This is a genomic window from Methylobacterium sp. WL69 (genome assembly GCF_008039485.1).
Classification (GTDB): Bacteria; Pseudomonadota; Alphaproteobacteria; order Rhizobiales; family Beijerinckiaceae; genus Methylobacterium.
The window spans coordinates 25472-42445 of record NZ_VRUZ01000022.1 but is presented as its reverse complement, the minus strand read 5'-3'; the positions used below and the strand labels follow the sequence as shown (position 1 = coordinate 42445).

General features: G+C 70.2%; 17 protein-coding genes. 10 read left to right on the top strand and 7 right to left on the bottom strand.

Annotated elements, in window-relative coordinates:
• The first annotated feature begins 25 nt into the window (after window positions 1-25).
• Complete coding sequence (locus FV218_RS08990) at window positions 26-289, top strand: YARHG domain-containing protein (protein ID WP_147709466.1); 264 nt, start codon at window positions 26-28, stop codon at window positions 287-289.
• A gap of 12 nt (window positions 290-301) precedes the next feature.
• On the opposite strand, the gene glpX is transcribed toward FV218_RS08990, so the two are convergent.
• From glpX to FV218_RS08975, 3 genes are all read right to left on the bottom strand, one after another.
• Window positions 302-1294 carry a class II fructose-bisphosphatase gene (gene glpX / locus FV218_RS08985; protein WP_056092291.1) on the bottom strand — a complete coding sequence of 331 codons (993 nt, stop codon included), beginning with the start codon at window positions 1292-1294 and terminating at the stop codon, window positions 302-304.
• A 113-nt stretch (window positions 1295-1407) separates the two neighbouring features.
• The gene (locus tag FV218_RS08980) at window positions 1408-2730 is read right to left on the bottom strand and encodes a homoserine dehydrogenase (protein WP_147709465.1); all 1323 of its coding nucleotides are present in this window, start codon (window positions 2728-2730) and stop codon (window positions 1408-1410) included.
• Between the two features lie 149 nt (window positions 2731-2879).
• The gene (locus FV218_RS08975) at window positions 2880-3581 is read right to left on the bottom strand and encodes a ceramidase domain-containing protein (protein ID WP_147709464.1); all 702 of its coding nucleotides are present in this window, start codon (window positions 3579-3581) and stop codon (window positions 2880-2882) included.
• Window positions 3582-3677: 96 nt separating this feature from the next.
• Between FV218_RS08975 and xth the strand changes: the two genes are divergently transcribed.
• Both xth and FV218_RS08965 read left to right on the top strand, forming a co-directional pair.
• Complete coding sequence (xth, locus tag FV218_RS08970) at window positions 3678-4466, top strand: exodeoxyribonuclease III (protein ID WP_147709463.1); 789 nt, start codon at window positions 3678-3680, stop codon at window positions 4464-4466.
• Between the two features lie 78 nt (window positions 4467-4544).
• Window positions 4545-5171, top strand: a complete 627-nt coding sequence (locus FV218_RS08965) for a glutathione S-transferase family protein (RefSeq protein ID WP_147709462.1) — start codon at window positions 4545-4547, stop codon at window positions 5169-5171.
• Window positions 5172-5201: 30 nt separating this feature from the next.
• Here FV218_RS08965 and FV218_RS08960 read toward each other — a convergent pair whose 3' ends face one another.
• From FV218_RS08960 to mnmA, 4 genes are all read right to left on the bottom strand, one after another.
• The gene (locus tag FV218_RS08960) at window positions 5202-6098 is read right to left on the bottom strand and encodes a tetratricopeptide repeat protein (protein ID WP_056092306.1); all 897 of its coding nucleotides are present in this window, start codon (window positions 6096-6098) and stop codon (window positions 5202-5204) included.
• On the bottom strand, window positions 6085-7815 hold the full coding sequence (ilvD, locus tag FV218_RS08955) for a dihydroxy-acid dehydratase (protein WP_056092310.1): 1731 nt from the start codon (window positions 7813-7815) through the stop codon (window positions 6085-6087). The genes FV218_RS08960 and ilvD overlap by 14 nt, the downstream gene beginning before the upstream one ends.
• Before the next feature lie 400 nt (window positions 7816-8215).
• Window positions 8216-8869: a methyltransferase domain-containing protein gene (locus FV218_RS08950; RefSeq protein ID WP_056092312.1), complete on the bottom strand. Its 654-nt coding sequence runs from the start codon at window positions 8867-8869 to the stop codon at window positions 8216-8218.
• Window positions 8870-8906: 37 nt separating this feature from the next.
• Window positions 8907-10055, bottom strand: coding sequence for a tRNA 2-thiouridine(34) synthase MnmA (gene mnmA, locus FV218_RS08945; RefSeq protein ID WP_056092317.1), 1149 nt, complete (start codon window positions 10053-10055; stop codon window positions 8907-8909).
• Between the two features lie 773 nt (window positions 10056-10828).
• On the opposite strand from mnmA, the gene FV218_RS08940 reads away from it, so the two are divergent.
• From FV218_RS08940 to fliN, 7 genes are all read left to right on the top strand, one after another.
• Entirely contained in the window at window positions 10829-11920 is a 1092-nt protein-coding gene (locus tag FV218_RS08940) for a flagellar hook-length control protein FliK (protein WP_244474993.1), read from the top strand.
• Between the two features lie 13 nt (window positions 11921-11933).
• The gene (locus FV218_RS08935; RefSeq protein WP_147709460.1) at window positions 11934-12611 is read left to right on the top strand and encodes a flagellar hook capping FlgD N-terminal domain-containing protein; all 678 of its coding nucleotides are present in this window, start codon (window positions 11934-11936) and stop codon (window positions 12609-12611) included.
• A gap of 101 nt (window positions 12612-12712) precedes the next feature.
• The gene (locus tag FV218_RS08930; protein ID WP_018044452.1) at window positions 12713-12988 is read left to right on the top strand and encodes a DUF1153 domain-containing protein; all 276 of its coding nucleotides are present in this window, start codon (window positions 12713-12715) and stop codon (window positions 12986-12988) included.
• Between the two features lie 261 nt (window positions 12989-13249).
• Window positions 13250-14863, top strand: a complete 1614-nt coding sequence (fliF, locus tag FV218_RS08925) for a flagellar basal-body MS-ring/collar protein FliF (protein WP_147709459.1) — start codon at window positions 13250-13252, stop codon at window positions 14861-14863.
• A gap of 45 nt (window positions 14864-14908) precedes the next feature.
• Entirely contained in the window at window positions 14909-15961 is a 1053-nt protein-coding gene (fliG, locus tag FV218_RS08920; RefSeq protein ID WP_147709458.1) for a flagellar motor switch protein FliG, read from the top strand.
• Window positions 15958-16545 (top strand): FliH/SctL family protein, encoded by a 588-nt coding sequence (locus FV218_RS08915; protein WP_147709457.1) that lies wholly within the window; start codon window positions 15958-15960, stop codon window positions 16543-16545. The genes fliG and FV218_RS08915 overlap by 4 nt, the downstream gene beginning before the upstream one ends.
• 51 nt (window positions 16546-16596) lie before the next feature.
• On the top strand, window positions 16597-16941 hold the full coding sequence (fliN, locus tag FV218_RS08910; RefSeq protein WP_056092330.1) for a flagellar motor switch protein FliN: 345 nt from the start codon (window positions 16597-16599) through the stop codon (window positions 16939-16941).
• Window positions 16942-16974: the final 33 nt, after the last annotated feature.

Here is a 16974-nt window from a genome sequence, read left to right as displayed (position 1 = left end):
TCGCCCATCTCCGGGAGTTCCCTGAATGCGCCGCTTCGCCCTCGCCTGCCTCGTGATCCTGCCCGCCGCGCCAGCCCAGGCCGCCTTCCCGTGCGATGAACTCTGGGGCGAGCGCAACGCCGTCTATGCCGAGGCCGGTTACTGCTTCCGCACGGTCCGCGCCATCAAGGCCTTCGGCAACGCCAACTGCCGCTACGACGGCCTCCGCGATGTGCCGCTCTCCGCCCGCGATCGGGAGAAGGTCGCCGACATCGTGCGTGAGGAACAGCGCAACGGGTGCCGGGACTGATCCCCGCCTCCGTCAGCCCTCGAAGGGCTGCATCCGCCGGTGTTCGCCGATGATGCGGCGCACGGTGCCGGTGGCCGAGCGATAGACCACCGTCTCGGTCTCGACGTGGCCCTGCTTGAACCGCACGCCCCTGAGAAGCGCCCCGTCCGTGACGCCGGTGGCGGCCACGATGACGTCGCCGCGCGCCATGTCGTGGAGCTCGTATTTCCGGTTCGGATCGCTGATGCCCATCCGCGCCGCGCGCTCGCGCTTGTCGTGGCTGTCGAGGATGAGGCGGCCCTGCATGTGGCCGCCGATGCAGCGGAGCACCCCGGCGGCGATGACGCCCTCGGGGGCGGCCCCGATGCCGAGGTAGATGTCGGCGCCGGTCTCGTCCGGGCTCGTCGTGTGGATGATGGCGGCGATGTCGCCGTCCGAGATCAGGCGGATGCCGGCCCCCGTCGCCCGCACGGCGGCGACCAGGGCCATGTGGCGCGGCCGGTCGAGGATGATGGCGGTGATCTGGGCCGGGTCGATGCCCTTGTGACGGGCCAGCGCGGCGATGTTGTCGGCGGGGCTCGCGTCGAGATCGACGAGCCCGGCCGGGTAGCCGGGGCCGATGGCGATCTTCTGCATGTAGACATCGGGGGCGGCGAGCAGGGAGCCGGATTCCGCGAGGGCCATGACCGCGATGGCGCCGGGCATGTCCTTGGCGCACAGGGTGGTGCCTTCGAGGGGATCGACGGCGATGTCGACCTTCGGGCCGGTGCCGGTGCCGAGGCGTTCGCCGATGTAGAGCATCGGCGCCTCGTCGCGCTCGCCCTCGCCGATCACCACGGTGCCGTCGATGGGCAGACTGTTCAGCTCGGCCCGCATGGCGTCGACGGCGGCCTGATCGGCCTCGCGTTCCTTGCCCTGGCCGCGCAGGTGGGCGGCGGCGATGGCGGCGCGCTCGGTCACCCGCGCCAGCTCCAGGGCGAGTGTGCGATCGACGGTACCGCCGGGGGTTGTCTTACCGTACGCCATGGACCTGTCCGCGCCTTTCGCCGTTCGTGCGCTCTCTATGAACTAAAGTTCGAGAAACACTACCATTCGGGGCGATTTCTTCATGCGGTCCGGCGGAATCCTGCGCGGGACGCCTATTCCCGTTCGATCCGGATGAGCTGGGGCGCCTCGGCCAGGAGCCCGTCGGCCGCGATGGCGTCGAGGGCGGCCCGGATGGTCCCCTCCGTCGCCGCATAGGTGATCAGCACCAGGGGGACGGGCTGGCCCGAGCGGCCGTGCGGGTCCTTCGAGGCGGCGCTCTCCGAGCGGCGCTGGAGGATGCTCTCGATGGAGATGTCGCGCTCGGCCATGCGGGTGGCGACGCCGGCGGCCACGCCCGGCCGGTCATGGACCGTGAGGCGGATGTAGTAGCCGCCCTCGTGGCGCTGCATGGCGACGCGCTGCGCCGGACCGAGCTCCGCATGGGGCCGTCCGAAGGTCGGACGGCTCACCCCCGCGGCGATGTCGGTGATGTCGGAGACCACCGCGGAGGCCGTGGCCTCGCCGCCGGCCCCGGGCCCGATGAGGGTGAGTTCGCCCACCGCGTCGGCGTCGATGGTGACCGCGTTGGTGACGCCCATCACCTGGGCGATGGCCGAGGATTTCGGCACCATGGTCGGGTGGACGCGCTGCTCGATGCCGCCCTCGGCCACTTGGGCGACGCCCAGCAGCTTGATGCGGTAGCCCAGCTCCTCCGCCATGGTGAGGTCGAGGGGCTGGATCGCCGAGATGCCCTCCACGGAGACGCCCTCGGCATCGATCTCGACCCCGAACGCGAGGCTCGTGAGGATGGCGAGCTTGTGGGCGGTGTCGAAGCCCTCGACATCGAAGGTCGGGTCGGCCTCGGCGTAGCCGAGCGCCTGCGCGTCCTTGAGGCAGGCCTCGAAGGTCAGGCCCTCGCGCTCCATCCGGGTAAGGATGTAGTTGCAGGTGCCGTTCATGATTCCGTAGACGCGCGAGACCGCGTTGCCCGTGAGGCCCTCGCGCATGGCCTTGATCACCGGAATGCCGCCGGCGACGGACGCCTCGTAGGCGAGGCTGACGCCCTTCGCTTCCGCCGCCCGGGCCAGGGCGGCGCCGTGCCTGGCCAGCAGCGCCTTGTTGGCAGTGACCACGTGCTTGCCCGCCGCGATGGCGGCCTCCACCGTGGCCTTGGCCGGGCCCTCGGCACCGCCGATGAGCTCGACCACGCAGTCGATGTCCGGGCTGGCGGCGAGCGCCACGGGATCGTCGAACCAGGTGACGCTGGCGAGATCGAGGCCCCGGTCGCGGCCCCGGTCACGGGACGACACGGCGGTGATGCGGACCTCGCGGCCGCTGGCGGCGGCAAGCGCGTCGGCCCGGCGGGCGACCATGCGGACCACGGCGGCACCGACGGTGCCGAGGCCGGCGACGCCGAGGCGGAGGCTCTGTTTCATGGCGCGCGATCCGTCATCTTCCATGGGCCGTTCGGGGCGGGCCCGGTACGGGGCGACCGTCCACGGGTCGTTCCGTTCGCTCCGGTCGGGGAGCGGCGGGCTCTTCTGCAACGAATCCCAGGGGGGTGCAACAAATCCGCCGGTGGGGTTCAGCCTCGGCGCGCCCGGTAACGGAGCGCCGTGACGAGGAGACCGCCGAGCACCCCGGCGTTGAGGACGTGCCAGACGAAGTGCGTGCCCAGGGGCAGGCTCGCACACAGGCTCCGGTCGAGGGTGCGGAACGCCAGCGACAGGGCGAACAGGCCGGCGAGGCAGAGCAGGCTGATGCCGGCCGCATGGCGGGCGGGGTCGTGCCCGCCCCGGGGCATGAGCAGACCGGTCCCGACCCCCAGGAGGGCCAGGATCGCCGGAGCGTAACCGAGGGAGCCGTTGGTGGCGGCCGCGAGTGCGGGGCCGAAGAGGATGTCCAGCGCCGGTTCCAGGCCGAAGCCGAAGGCCGCGAACAGCAGGGTCGCGGCCAGCGCCGGCCCGGGCCCGAACGCGAAGAAGCGCCGCATGGCCAGGAAGAAGTAGGCGTGGATGAACGCCGCGATGGGGATGACGTCGGCCAGGAGCGACCAGCGCACGGCGAGGGTGTGGAACAGGAACGAGCCGAGGCCGATCACGGCGACGAGGCCGGCGAGGCCCAGGACAACGGGATCGCGCCGTGGTGCCCGGCGCTCCCGCCAGGCGACCGCTCCGGCGGCGATCAGGAAGGCGGCATTCGACAGCGCGTTGACGGGCTCGGCCCAGAAGCTGCCATCCGCTCGCTCGCAATAGGCGCAGACGGGCGCGAACCACGTCTCATCCATGTTGGCCCCACCCCCCGCGAAAAACCCATCCCGCTTGCCACCGCCCCGCGAAGCCACGATGACGGGCATGCCGAGAGTTCAGGACACCCAGCCCCCATGCGGATCGCCACCTGGAACGTGAATTCCATCAAGCAGCGGGTCGGCCATCTCGTGGGATTCCTCGACGGGGCCAAGCCCGATGTGGTCTGCCTGCAGGAGCTGAAGTGCCAGGACGAGGCGTTCCCGCGCGCCGAGATCGAGGCGGCGGGCTATGCCGTCGAGACCCTCGGCCAGAAGGCCTATAACGGCGTCGCCCTGCTGGTGCGCGCGCCCCTCACCCTCCGTGAGGTCCGGCGCGGCCTGCCCGGCGACGAGACCGACGAGCAGTCCCGCTACATCGAAGGCCTGGTCTCGGGGGAGGATACGGCACCCGTGCGCGTCGCCTCGATCTACCTGCCCAATGGCAATCCCGTCGACAGCCCGAAATACCCCTACAAGCTCGCCTTCCTGGAGCGCCTGCGCCGGCACGCCCGCACGCTCCTGGACCGCGAGGAGGCCGTGGTCCTCGCCGGCGACTACAACGTGATCCCCGAGCCCGAGGACGCGTCCGATCCGGCGGCCTGGGCGAACGACGCCCTGTTCCTGCCCCAGACCCGGGCGGCCTTCCGCGCCCTCCTGGCCGAAGGCTTCACCGAGGCCCTGCGCGCCTGCGATCCGAAGCCTGGCCTCTACACCTTCTGGGACTATCAGGCCGGCGCCTGGAACCGGAATGCCGGCATCCGCATCGACCACCTCCTGCTTTCGCCGCAGGCCGCCGATCGCCTCGTCTCGGCCTCGGTGCAGAAGCACCTCCGCGGGCAGGAGAAGCCGTCCGACCACGTGGCGGTGACGGTGGAACTCGCCTGACGCGGGGCGGCCCCTCCTGAACCAAGCGGCCCGTCATGGGTTGGCACGCCATCCCCCCGGCAAAAGGAGCCTTCCCACGTGAAACTCTACGGTACTGGCTACTCCCCTTACGTCCGCAAGGTCCTCGTGGCCCTCGCCGAGAAGGACGTGAGCGCCGAGCACATCCCGCTGTTCTTCCATGATCCCGATGCCGCGTTCCAGGCCGCAAGCCCGCTCGGCAAGATCCCGGCCATCGACGATGACGGTTTCCTCCTCGCCGATTCATCCGCGATCCTGTTCTACATCGAGGCGAAGCACCCGAGTCCGGCCCTGTTGCCGACGGAAGCCAAGGCCCGCGGCCGCGCGATCTGGTTCGACAAGTTCGGCGATACCGAGATGTTTCCGGTGATCATCGCACCGTTCGCCAACCGGATCGTGAAGCCCAAACTCCTGGGCCAGCCCGGCGACGAGGCCGCCGTGACGAAGGCGCTGACACAGGATCTGCCGAAGATCTACGACTACCTCGAGGCGCAGATCGACGGACCGTACCTCGTGGGCGACGCCTTCAGCATCGCCGACATCTCGGTGGCGACGGGCTTCCACAACCTGCATCTGGCCGACGAGACGGTCGATGCCGGCCGCTGGCCGAAGCTCGCCCGGTACGTCGCCGCGACCCTGGAGCGTCCGTCCTTCGTCACGGCGCTCGCCGCACGCACGAATCCGTAAGATCGATCGGCCGACGCTGGGAGGGTTATCTCAGCGTCGGCGCCGCGCCGAGCCCGTCACCTGGGTCTGGGCCTGCGAAGCCTGGGCTTGCGCGGTCTGGCGGTCGTCCTCGCTCGCCGCCGTCCAGGCCTTGTCGTAGAGGGCGACGATCCAGTCGTCCTTGCGGCCCTGCGCCGCCTCGCGGGCCAGGGACAGCCACATCAGGCCGCGGGCGCGCTGCTTCGGCACGCCCTGGCCGTTGACGAGCAGTTCGCCGAGGAGCGCCTGAGCCGGAGCGTGGCCCTTCTCGGCCGCGAGATTGAACCAGCGTGCGGCCTGGCGCGGATCGGCCTCGACACCGGTGCCGTCGAGGTAGAGCCGGGCGAGGTTGTACTGGGCGTTCGGATCGCCGAAATACGACGCCGCGTAGTTGAACATGTCGTAGGCGCGTTCCGGGTTCGGGCGAACGTAGGTGCCCTTGATCCCGTCGAGGAAGTAGGCGCCCAACGCCGTGAAGGCGCTGGCCATCACGCCCGAGTTCTGGGCGTCCGGGCCGTCGTCGGTGGTGTCGTCGGCGATGCGGGAAAAGAACTCGAACGCCTTGAGATCGTCGTGGGGCACCCCGTCGCCCTCGGCGTACATGCGGCCGAGCTTCCACAGGGCGAGGGCGTGGCCCTGGCCGGCGGCGTATTCCAGGGCGCGCGCGGCGCCCTCCTTGTCGCCGGCGTTGTAGTCACGAACCCCGGAGCGCAGGGCCTCGCGGGCCGTGCGGTAGCCCGCCGGGGGCACGGGCGTGCGTGCAGTGGCGTCCAGCGCCTCCACGGGAATTCCGCACAGGAGCAGGAGCCCGGCCGCCATGGCGACGCGCAGCCGTCCGCGCGTGGGCCGACCCGGAGCGGCCCGGACCGGCCGCGCGGGGCGGCCGAGGGCGGTCCTAGATGTCGGCATAGGTGTGCGTCTCCTGGGCGCCGCCCGGATGGGTCACGGCGCCGTCCACGGCGGGACCGACGGTCTGCATGTACTTCCACAGGTAGCCGGAGGTCGCCGTGTTGGTGCGCGGCGTCCACGCGGCCCGGCGCGTGGCGAACTCCGCGTCGCTCACGGCGACGTCGAGGGTGCCGTTGATGGCGTCGAGGGTGATGATATCGCCATCCTTCAGGAGACCGATGGGGCCGCCGATGGCGGCTTCCGGCCCGACATGGCCGACGCAGAAGCCGCGCGTCGCGCCCGAGAACCGCCCGTCGGTGATGAGCGCGACCTTGTCGCCCATGCCCTGGCCGTAGAGGGCTGCGGTGGTGGAGAGCATTTCGCGCATGCCGGGACCGCCCTTCGGGCCCTCGTAGCGGATGACGAGAACCTCGCCCTCCCGGTAGGTGCGCTTCTGGACGGCCTCGAAGCAGGCTTCCTCGCCGTCGAACACCCGGGCCGGACCGGTGAAGACCTGGGCCTCCGCCGGCATGCCCGCGACCTTCACGATGGCGCCCTCGGGGGCCAGGTTGCCGCGCAGGCCGACGACGCCGCCGGTCGGGGTCAGGGGGGTGTTGGCGGCCCGCACCACGTCCTGGTCGGGGTTCCAGTGCACGCGCTCCATGTTCTCGGCCATGGTGCGGCCGGTGACCGTCATGCAGTCGCCGTGCATGAAGCCGTGGTCGAGGAGCGTCTTCATGAGGAGCGGGATGCCGCCGACCTCGAACATGTCCTTGGCGACGTAGCGCCCGCCCGGCTTCAGGTCGGCGATGTAGGGCGTGCGCTTGAAGATCTCGGCGACGTCGAACAGGTCGAACTTGATGCCGCACTCGTGCGCGATGGCGGGCAGGTGCAGAGCCGCGTTGGTGGAGCCGCCCGACGCCGCGACGGCGGCCGCCGCGTTCTCGAGGCTCTTGCGGGTGACGATGTCGCGCGGACGGATGTTCTTGGCGATGAGCTCCATCACCTTCTCGCCCGCCGTCATGCAGAATCTGTCGCGGATCTCGTAGGGGGCCGGGGCGCCGGCCGAGTACGGCAGCGCGAGGCCCATGGCCTCGGACACGGTGGCCATGGTGTTAGCGGTGAACTGCGCGCCGCAGGCGCCGGCCGAGGGGCAGGCGACCTGCTCCAACTCGTCGAGGTCGTCGAGGCTCATGTCGCCCACGGCGACCTTTCCGACCGCCTCGAACAGGTCCTGCACGGTGACGGGCCGGCCGCGGAACGAGCCGGGCAGGATCGAGCCGCCATAGATGAAGATCGACGGCACGTTGAGGCGCACCATGGCCATCATCATGCCGGGCAGGGACTTGTCGCAGCCGGCGAGGCCAACCAGGGCGTCGTAGGCGTGGCCGCGCATGGTCAGCTCGACGGAATCGGCGATGACCTCACGGGACGGCAGGGAGGCGCGCATGCCGGCATGGCCCATGGCGATGCCGTCGGTGACCGTGATGGTGCAGAACTCGCGCGGGGTGCCGTGGGCGGCGGAAACGCCCTTCTTGACCGCCTGCGCCTGGCGCATCAGCGAGATGTTGCACGGGGCCGCCTCGTTCCAGCACGATGCCACGCCGACGAGGGGCTGATGGATCTGCTCCTTGGTGAGACCCATGGCATAAAGGTACGAGCGGTGGGGCGCGCGCTCGGGTCCCTCCGTCACGTGACGGCTCGGGAGCTTGGACTTGTCGGTGTTGCGCGCGTCCATGGTCAATCTCGCCGCCCCGGCCTGCTACGCTCAACCGTGAGGTCCGGTCGTCCGGCGTCCCGACGGGGCGCGCGAGCCCTCAGCGGACGGCGCGCGAACCCACGTGGATCACTCTCGGAATGACTCGGAACTCTGCGGTAAAGCGTTGGGGGGACTACCGTTTACCGCACGGCCTGAGGTGGTCCCGGTTTATGGCGGGATCGCGGCGGGGGCAGGCGCCTCCCAAGGCAAAGTCTGGATGGTTTTGGGGTGTTGCGACCTCGCCACAGCCACGCTTCGGCCCGGATGCACCGCGCGGAGGAGGCTCGTGAGAGGATGAAATTCCAGGGCGACGGTACGAAAAAGCCCGGGGCGCGGTGAACGCTCCGGGCTCGACCTTCGGGGGCGCGGGGGCGCGGCCTCAACCGGGCTTGCGCATCCGCAGGATCTTGAAGAAGCCGCCCGGGAAGGTCGGGGCGACGCCGATGAACTCGACGCCGTGTGCCCGCGCCCAGGCCTCGATCCGCGTGGACTTGAAGTCCGACGACCAGCCGATCTTGGTGCAGAGCGGGGCGACGATCTCCTCGACCTTGGCCATGGGGCCGTCGGTCTGCCCGAAATGATTGGCGAGTACGATCTCGCCGCCCGGGCGCACTACCCGCAGGAACTCGGACAGGGCGCCCTCCGGGTCCGGCACCAGGGTGATGAGGAACTGCGCCACCACGGCGTCGAAGCTGGCATCGGCGTAGCCGAGGCGGCAGACATCCATCACCTGGAGACCGCGCACGTGGGTGAGGCCGCGCCGACGCACCTTGGCGCGGGCGCGCTTGAGCATGTCCTCGGACAGGTCGACCCCGCAGACGAAGCTGGTGCGCGGGTAGTAGCCGAGCGACAGGCCGGTCCCGACGCCGGCCTCGAGGATGCGGGGCCCGCAGGCCACGGCCGCCTCCACGGCATCGCGCGCGGCGGGCTCCGTCAGCTTGTCGTAGACGACGTCGTAGACCGGTGCCCAGCGGGCATAGGCCTTGCGCATCAGGGCCGTGCTCGGACCGGCCTCCCGCGGCTCGCTCAGCATGTCGATCTCGAAGTCCTGTAGGGGAGTGAAGGGTGGATCAGGCCGCCTGCGCGGCCCCAGCCTGCAACGCGTCGACCCGCCGGATGGTGCCGCCGCCGAGGACGCGCGCGCGGGGGTCGTCATCGGCGTAGATCACGCAGGCCTGTCCCGGCGAGACGCCGTCCTCGGGCGTCGCCAGGACAATCTCGGCGGTGCCGGTGGCGGCGTCGAGGGTGAGGTGGGCCGGGCGGGGTTCGCGTGTCGAGCGCACCCGCACGGCGACGGGCAGATCCACGGGCGGCCGGTCGGAGAGCCAGTTCACGTCCGTCAGCCGGATACGACTGGTGGCCAGGGCCTCGCGCGGGCCGACGACGACCCGGCCGGCTTCGGGCTCCAGGCGCACGACGTAGAGGGGCTCGCCGACGGCGAGGCGCAGGCCCCGGCGCTGACCGACGGTGTAGTGAATGATGCCCTCGTGGCGGCCCAGTACCCGCCCCGAGAGATCGACGATGTCGCCGGCCCGGGCCGCGTCGGGCCGCAGGCGGGCGATCACGTCGGCGTAGCGTCCCTGCGGCACGAAGCAGATGTCCTGGCTGTCGGCCTTCTCGGCCACCGACAGGCCGAGTTCATGGGCGAGGCGCCGGGTCTCGTCCTTGGGCAGTTCGCCCAAGGGGAAGCGCAGGAAGTCGAGCTGCTCCGCGGTGGTGGCGTAGAGGAAGTAACTCTGGTCGCGGGCCGGATCGAGGGCACGGTAGAGACCGCGCCCGCCCTGCGGCAGGGCGCGGCTCGCGACGTAATGGCCCGTGGCCAGGGCGTCCGCGTCGAGGTCGCGCGCCGTCGCCAGGAGGTCGCGGAACTTGATGGAGCGGTTGCACTCGACGCACGGGATCGGGGTCTCGCCGGCGAGATAGCTCTCGGCGAAGCGGTCGATCACGGATTCCCGGAAACGGTCCTCGTAATCGAGGACATAGTGCGGGATTCCCAGGGCCTCGGCGACGCGGCGGGCGTCGTGGATGTCCTGACCGGCGCAGCAGGCCCCCTTGCGATGGGTCGCCGCGCCGTGGTCGTAGAGCTGGAGGGTGATGCCGACGACGTCGTAGCCCTCGCGCTTCAGCAGCCCGGCCACGACGGAGGAATCGACGCCGCCGGACATGGCGACGACGACGCGCGTCTCGTGCGGGGCCTTGGGAAGATCGAGGGAATTCATCGCGCCCAGTTTCGCCGGCGGGGCCGATCCGGTCCCGGGCGCGAGTCTATAGCGGTCCTCGCGTCCGAGTTCCAGGGAGGCGTCCCGCGCTCCCGGGGGGCGACCCGGCAAATCCTGCCGGGCGCCGGGCAGGTTCGGCCGGACCGTCCGCCGACGATGTCGGAAATATCCATATGGATCAGAGGATTGACCGGTCGAGCGGTGTGGCTCGGCCCTTGCTCCACCCTGGCCAAGGAGACCTCGGACCCATGGCGCAAGCGTTTCTCGAAACGGATTTCCTCCTGCGCCGTGCGACGCCGACCCCGGCCCGTGCCCAGGCGCCGGCGGCGTCACGGCCCGTCTTCGCGATCCGCGATCCCGAGCCTGACCGAACGCAGCCGCGGTCGCAGGAGATCCGCGCACAGACGACCCGCACCCAGGACCGCTCCTTCCAGGGCACGGGTGCCCGAGACTTACGAACCCGGGATACTGGAACGCAGGACGTGCGATCACGCGATGCGCGAACCGAGGATGTCCGTTCGCAGCGAGACCGCCCGGACAAGTCGGTCCGATCCGAGCGGCCCCCTGCGCCGGAGCGGATCGCCCGCGACCGACCCGCCTCCCCTGAGACGGCGACGGCGCCGCCGGATGCGGACCCGTCGGGCCAGGTGTCCTTGGGGCAGAAGTCCTTAGGCCAAGCTTCCTTAGGCCAAGCTTCCTTAGGCCAAGCTTCCTTAGGCCAAGCTTCCTTAGGCCAAGCTTCCTTAGGCCAAGCTTCCTTAGGCCAAGGAGGCTTGGGCAAGGCTCCCCTGGATCAGACCGGGGCCGAGGTGACAGGAGCGGCGCGCGACCGAGCCGCTGCCGCGGCAGCCGGCACGACGGGGTCGCCCGAGGCGGCCGTGGCGGCCACGGTGATCGCCGGTGCGGGAACGACCGTCGAGACCGGCGCCGCGGAGGAAACCGTCACGGACGGGACGGAGGACGACGGCGAAGCCGCGGAGGCCTCCATCGAAGAACCGGACGCCTCGCTCCTCGCCCTCGGTTTCCTCCCGCCACCGCCCCCTCCCCCGAGTCCGGTGCCGCACAGCCCGGTGCACCATGGCGCTCAAGCCTCGACCGCCGAGGACGAGGCGCCCGCCAATCCAATTCCATCCTCGTCGGGCGCGGTCCAACCCCCGGCCGGCGCGCTCGGGCCATCGCAGGGCGAAGGGCCAGGCGCCGCCGCCGACGCCCGGCCTGGGGCTGCCACGGCGGGCAAGGCCGACCCGGCGGTGGCGGTGCACGACGCCAAGGCCGCCGTCGGAGAGATCGCCCTGCCGGATGGCCTACCGCAGGTTCGGGAGAGCTTCGATTCCCTGCTGCCGGGCGCCTCCGTGGCATCCACCGCGTCGACCCAAGCGCCATCGGTGGCAGCGACCCAGCCCCCTGCGCCGGCGGCGGCCGCGGTCCCCCTCGGCGCCGTACCCATGACCATCGGCCTGCGCTCGCTCCAGGGCTCGAACCATTTCGAGATCCGCCTCGATCCGGGAGACCTCGGCCGCATCGACGTCAGCCTCGACATCGACAAGGAGCGCGGCACCGTGATGGCCCACCTCGTGGTCGACCGCGTCGAGACCCTCGCCCTACTCCAGCGCGACACCGGTAGCCTGCAGCAGGCCCTGTCGCAGGCCGGCCTCGACGCGTCCGAGGCCAACATCAATGTTTCCCTGCGCAGCGACACGCAATCCGGCGGCCGGGGCGCCGACGGCCAAGGATCGGACGGACGCCATCCCGATGGCCGTCCGGGCGGTCCGGGCCTTCCCGGCCAGCCCGAGGGCCGCGCCGCCCTCGCGCCCGTTCCCGTGCGCAGCTTGAGGGGCCTGACCGGCCTCGACATCCGAATCTGAGGGGCACCCCATCATGTCATCCGGCATCAGCAGCGTCGCGAACGCCGCCGCTTCGGCGAGTTCCGCCACCAAGACCTCCTCCCAGGAGATCGCGGGCAACTTCACCCAGTTCCTGACGCTGCTCACCACGCAGCTCAAGAACCAGAATCCCCTCGACCCCATGGACACGAATCAGTTCACCCAGCAGCTCGTGCAATATGCCGGCGTCGAACAGCAGCTGAAGTCGAACGACCGCCTCGACTCGATCCTGACCAACGCCAAGGCGTCGAGTTCGTCCTCGGCCACGGGCTTCATCGGTCAGACCGTCACCGCCGATGGCAAGACGGCGGATCTGGCCGATGGGTCGGCCACCTGGACCCTGACGCCCTCGCGCGCCGCCACCCAGGCGACCATCACCATCACGGACGCGAAGGGCAACGTGGTGGCGACCCAGTCGAAGGCCATGCCGGCCGGGGCACAGACCTATCTCTGGGACGGGCGGGCGTCCACGGGCATGAATGCGCCGGCGGGGACCTACTCCATCAAGGTGGACGCCCGCGACGCCACCGGCACCCAGGTCAGCGTCGATACGCAGATCACCGGGAAGGTCGACGGCGTCGATCTCAGCGGCACCGCGCCGGTGCTCCTCATCGACTCCGCCCGGGTGCCCATCGGCAGCGTGCGGAGCATCGGAACAGGGTTGTCCACATGAGCGTCGTGACGAATCAGATGCGATCGTTCCGCTTCAACATATTTTAAGTGGGCGCAAGTAGCTTCCAATCTCGACAGGTCAGTCGAGTTGTAGAGCGTATCATGACCGAACCAAGCCGCCCGAGAGTGAAGTACGTGATCGGGCCTGATGGTAGTCCATTAACCATTGCCGATCTTCCGCCGACGACCACCCGTCGCTGGGTGATCCGTCGCAAGGCCGAGGTGGTCGCCGCCGTGAGGGGTGGCCTGCTCAGTCTCGAAGAGGCCTGCCAGCGCTATACCCTCACCACCGAGGAGTTCCTGAGCTGGCAGTTCTCCATCGACCAGCACGGTCTGGCCGGCCTGCGCACCACGCGCATCCAGCACTACCGGCACTGACGGAGCCCGCCGACGCTGCGATGGTCACGGCTCACGAGGCCACCGCCATCGCCCCCTGGATCAGCGGCGGAGACCCCCGGTGATCCCCCGAAAGACCGCGCCCTCCCCGGGGCGCGGTCTTTTCGCATTCAGGGTGCCGCGGGCCCCGGTTTTCCGGGGTGCCCGCCCATTCGTTAACCGGCCGCTAACCACGGCCTGGGCAAATTTTGCCGGGCGAAGGCGGGCGGTCCGCCACGCCGGTTCGGTTGGGTGCGTCGCGCGGTGAAGTCGGTTCTCGAACTGGTGACGAAGTTGGGGCCGGCGCGGCTGGCCGCCATGGCCGCCGTCACCATGACCCTGATCGGCTTCTTCGCCTTCGTGATCCTGCGGGTTTCCAAGCCCGATATGGGCGTCCTGTTCGCCGACCTGTCCATGTCGGACTCCTCCGCCGTGATCCGCGACCTCGATGCGCGCGGCATCAAGTACGAGACCAAGGGCGACGCCGGGCAGACCGTCATGGCCCCGCGCGCCGATCTGCCCCGCCTGCGCATGGATCTCGCCGGCAAGGGCCTGCCGAGTCAGGCCGGCGTCGGCTACGAGATCTTCGACAAGGGCGACGCCTTCTCGTCGACCAACTTCGTCCAGAACGTGAACCACCTTCGGGCCCTGGAGGGCGAGCTGTCCCGCTCGATCCGCGCCATCGGCCGGGTCCAGGCGGCGCGCGTCCACCTCGTCATCCCCGAGCGGCGCCTGTTCGAGCGCGACCGCGAGGTGCCAAGCGCCGCCATCGTCCTCAAGCTCATGGGCGACCTCGACCCGTCCCAGGTCCGGGCCATCCGCCACCTCACCGCCTCGGCGGTGGAGGGGCTCAAGCCCGAGCGGGTCTCCATCGTCGACGAGCGCGGACGGCTCCTGGCCGATGGGGCCCGCGACGCCGAGGCCGACAAGGGCCTCGGCCTGGAGGAGAAGCAGGTCGGCCTCGAGCGGCGCCTGCGGTCGCAGATCGAGGAGATCGTCGCCGGCATCGTCGGTGCCGGCCGCGCCCGGGTCCAGGTCAGCGCCGAGCTCGACGTCAACCGCATCGAGAGCCGCTCCGAGAGCTTCGACCCCGAGAGCCGCGTCGTGCGCTCCACCCAGACCCGCACGGAGAATTCCCTGACGGGGGGCGCGGAGGGGGCGGTCAGCGTCGGCAACGAGCTGCCGGGCGCCAATCAGCCGGGCGCCGCCCCGGCCCAGAAGGATTCCACCAACAAGAACGAGGAAACCACCAACTACGAGATCTCGCGGGTGACCAAGACCGAGGTGGTCGAGGGCGGCCGGGTCAAGCGGCTCTCCGTGGCGGTCCTCGTGGACGGGGCCTACGCCCCGGGGGCGGATGGCAAGCTCGCCTATCAGCCGCGCCCGGCGGCCGAGGTCGAACGCATCGCCACCCTCGTGCGCATGGCCATCGGCTTCGACAAGGCGCGGGGCGATCAGGTGGAGGTGGTCAACCTGCGCTTCGCCGAATCGCCGGCCGCGCCCGAATTCGTCGAAGCGAGCCTTCTCCAGTCCCTGATGTCCCCCTCCAAGGAGGACGTCATGCGCATCGTCGAACTGACGGTCCTGGCGATGCTCACCCTCATCGTGCTGCTCGCCGTGGTGCGGCCGCTCCTGCGCAAGGTGCTCACCACCGAGCCCGTCGCCATCGCCCTCGTGGCCGGCCCGTCCGCGACCACCGGTGATCCGGCCCTGGATGGGATGCTGGCGCCGCGCGACAACCCCACCGCCCGGCTCGTCGATTTCGCCAAGATCAACGGTCAGGTCCAGGCCGAAACGGTGCAGCGCGTGGTCGATATGGTCCGCGCCAGTCCGGGCGAGACCGTCGAGGTCCTGCGCAACTGGATCAACGACAACTGAGATTCGTCCGCCTGTCCTTCGTGCGTCGTCCTGGGAGTTGAGGCCATGTCCTCGGGTTTGAACATCGCATCGGCACTGACCGATGCCGGGAGTGCGGCCTTCGCCGCCATGCCCGGCACGCAGCGCGCCGCGGCCCTGCTGCTGCTGCTCGGCGACACCGACGGCGCGCCGATCTGGCAGATGCTCGACGAGGACGAGATCAAGAAGGTCTCGCACGCCATGGTCCAGCTCGGCTCCCTCGAAGCCGAGACCGTGGAGAAGCTCATCGTCGATTTCGTCTCGCGCCTGTCGTCGGGCGGCGGCATCACCTCGAACTTCGAACGGACCGAGTCGCTCCTGCTCAAGATCTTCCCGCAGGATCAGGTCTCCTCGATCATGGCGGAGATCAAGGGCGCCTCGGGCAAGCGCGTCTGGGCCAGCCTGACCCAGATCGACCCCGAGATCCTCGCCTCGTTCCTGCGCAACGAGTATCCGCAGACGGTGGCGGTGGTGCTCTCGAAGGTCCGCTCCGAATACGCCGCGAAGGTGCTGACCATCCTGCCCGAGGACTTCGCCATCGACGTCCTGAACCGGATGCTGCGCATGGAGACGGTGCAGAAGGAGGCCCTGCGCCACATCGAGGAAACCCTGCGCGTCGAGTTCGTCTCCACCATCGCCCAGACGACGCGCCGGGACGCCCACGAACTCATGGCCGACGTGTTCAACGCCTTCGACCGCCAGACCGAGGGGCGCTTCCTCTCCGCCCTCGATCAGGCCAATCGCGGTTCGGCAAAGAAGATCCGCCAGCTCATGTTCACCTTCGAGGATCTGCTCAAGCTCGATCCGGGCAGCGTGCAGACTCTCCTGCGCAAGGTCGACAACGACACCCTGTGCCGGGCCCTGAAGGGCGCCGACGAGCGCGTCCGCGGCTTCTTCCTCGGCAACATGTCCACCCGCGCGGCCAAGAACATCACCGACGAGATGGGGTCGCTGGGGCCGATCCGCCTCAAGGACGTCGATGAGGCCCAGGCCAAGATGACCGAACTCGCCAAGGAGCTGGCCGAGAAGGGCGAGATCATGATCGCCAAGTCGAGCGGCGAAGAGGAGCTGGTCTATTGAACGCCCGCCCCTTCCTGTTCGACACCGACTTCCGGCCTCGCCCGAGCAGCGCCGCCGCGGTTCAGGAGGACCTGTCCCTGGCTGCCGCCGTGGCCGAGGCCCACGCCCGGGGCATGCAGGAGGGCCGCGCCCAGGCCGAGGCGCAGGCGCAAGCTCGCATGGCCGACGCCCTCACCCGCATGGGCCTCGCCGCCGCCGGCCTTCTCGGCCAGTCGGATGCCCGCGACGCCGAGCGCGATGGCGAGGCCATGGACTTCGCCGTGGCGCTCGCCCGCCGCCTCGCCGGCGAGGCCCTGGACGCCCAGCCCCTCGCCGCCATCGGCGACGCGGCCCGGGCCGCCCTCCAGCACCTGCGCGGCGTGCCCCACCTCGTGGTGCGCGTCCACGAGAGCCTCGTCGACGAGGTCGAGACCCTGGTGAAGCGCCTGGCGCGCGAGCGCGGGTTCGAGGGCCGGCTCGTGGTGCTGGGCGAACCCGACCTCGCCCCCGGCGACGCCCGCATGGAATGGGCCGATGGCGGCGTGGTGCGCGACCGCGCCCGCATCGAGGCCGCCGTGCTCGACGCCCTCGGCATACCGACCTGATCGATCCGCCGACCTGCGTTTTCGCCCGTTCCACATCCCTGAAAGTCCCCGATGTCCGACGACTTCACCCTGCCGCAGCTCAACGGAATGGATGCCTCCTTCGACGGGCTCGGCACCGAATCGATCCGCGAGGCGCCGACCACGCCGAAGAGCGCGGCCGATCTCGAGCAGGTCTTCGACGTGCCCGTGGTGGTCTCGGCGGTCCTCGGCTCCTCGCGCATGCCCATCGGCGACCTGCTGCGGCTCCAGCCCGGCGCGGTGCTGGAACTCGACCGCAAGGTCGGCGAGGCCATCGACATCTTCGTCAACAACCGCCTCGTCGCCCGCGGCGAGGTCGTCCTCGTCGAGGACCGCCTCGGCGTGACCATGACCGAGATCATCAAGAACGATCACTGACCCATCCCGGCCCACCGCGCGCCCGCGCGAGGC

Bases quoted from the DNA above. Each gene is read 5' to 3' on its own strand.
- FV218_RS08990 (WP_147709466.1), top strand. From the start codon at position 26: ATGCGCCGCTTCGCCCTCGCCTGCCTCGTGATCCTGCCCGCCGCGCCA.
- glpX (WP_056092291.1), bottom strand. From the start codon at position 1,294: ATGGCGTACGGTAAGACAACCCCCGGCGGTACCGTCGATCGCACACTC.
- FV218_RS08980 (WP_147709465.1), bottom strand. From the start codon at position 2,730: ATGAAACAGAGCCTCCGCCTCGGCGTCGCCGGCCTCGGCACCGTCGGT.
- FV218_RS08975 (WP_147709464.1), bottom strand. From the start codon at position 3,581: ATGGATGAGACGTGGTTCGCGCCCGTCTGCGCCTATTGCGAGCGAGCG.
- xth (WP_147709463.1), top strand. From the start codon at position 3,678: ATGCGGATCGCCACCTGGAACGTGAATTCCATCAAGCAGCGGGTCGGC.
- FV218_RS08960 (WP_056092306.1), bottom strand. From the start codon at position 6,098: ATGCCGACATCTAGGACCGCCCTCGGCCGCCCCGCGCGGCCGGTCCGG.
- ilvD (WP_056092310.1), bottom strand. From the start codon at position 7,815: ATGGACGCGCGCAACACCGACAAGTCCAAGCTCCCGAGCCGTCACGTG.
- FV218_RS08950 (WP_056092312.1), bottom strand. From the start codon at position 8,869: ATGCTGAGCGAGCCGCGGGAGGCCGGTCCGAGCACGGCCCTGATGCGC.
- mnmA (WP_056092317.1), bottom strand. From the start codon at position 10,055: ATGAATTCCCTCGATCTTCCCAAGGCCCCGCACGAGACGCGCGTCGTC.
- FV218_RS08935 (WP_147709460.1), top strand. From the start codon at position 11,934: ATGTCATCCGGCATCAGCAGCGTCGCGAACGCCGCCGCTTCGGCGAGT.
- FV218_RS08930 (WP_018044452.1), top strand. From the start codon at position 12,713: ATGACCGAACCAAGCCGCCCGAGAGTGAAGTACGTGATCGGGCCTGAT.
- fliG (WP_147709458.1), top strand. From the start codon at position 14,909: ATGTCCTCGGGTTTGAACATCGCATCGGCACTGACCGATGCCGGGAGT.
- fliN (WP_056092330.1), top strand. From the start codon at position 16,597: ATGTCCGACGACTTCACCCTGCCGCAGCTCAACGGAATGGATGCCTCC.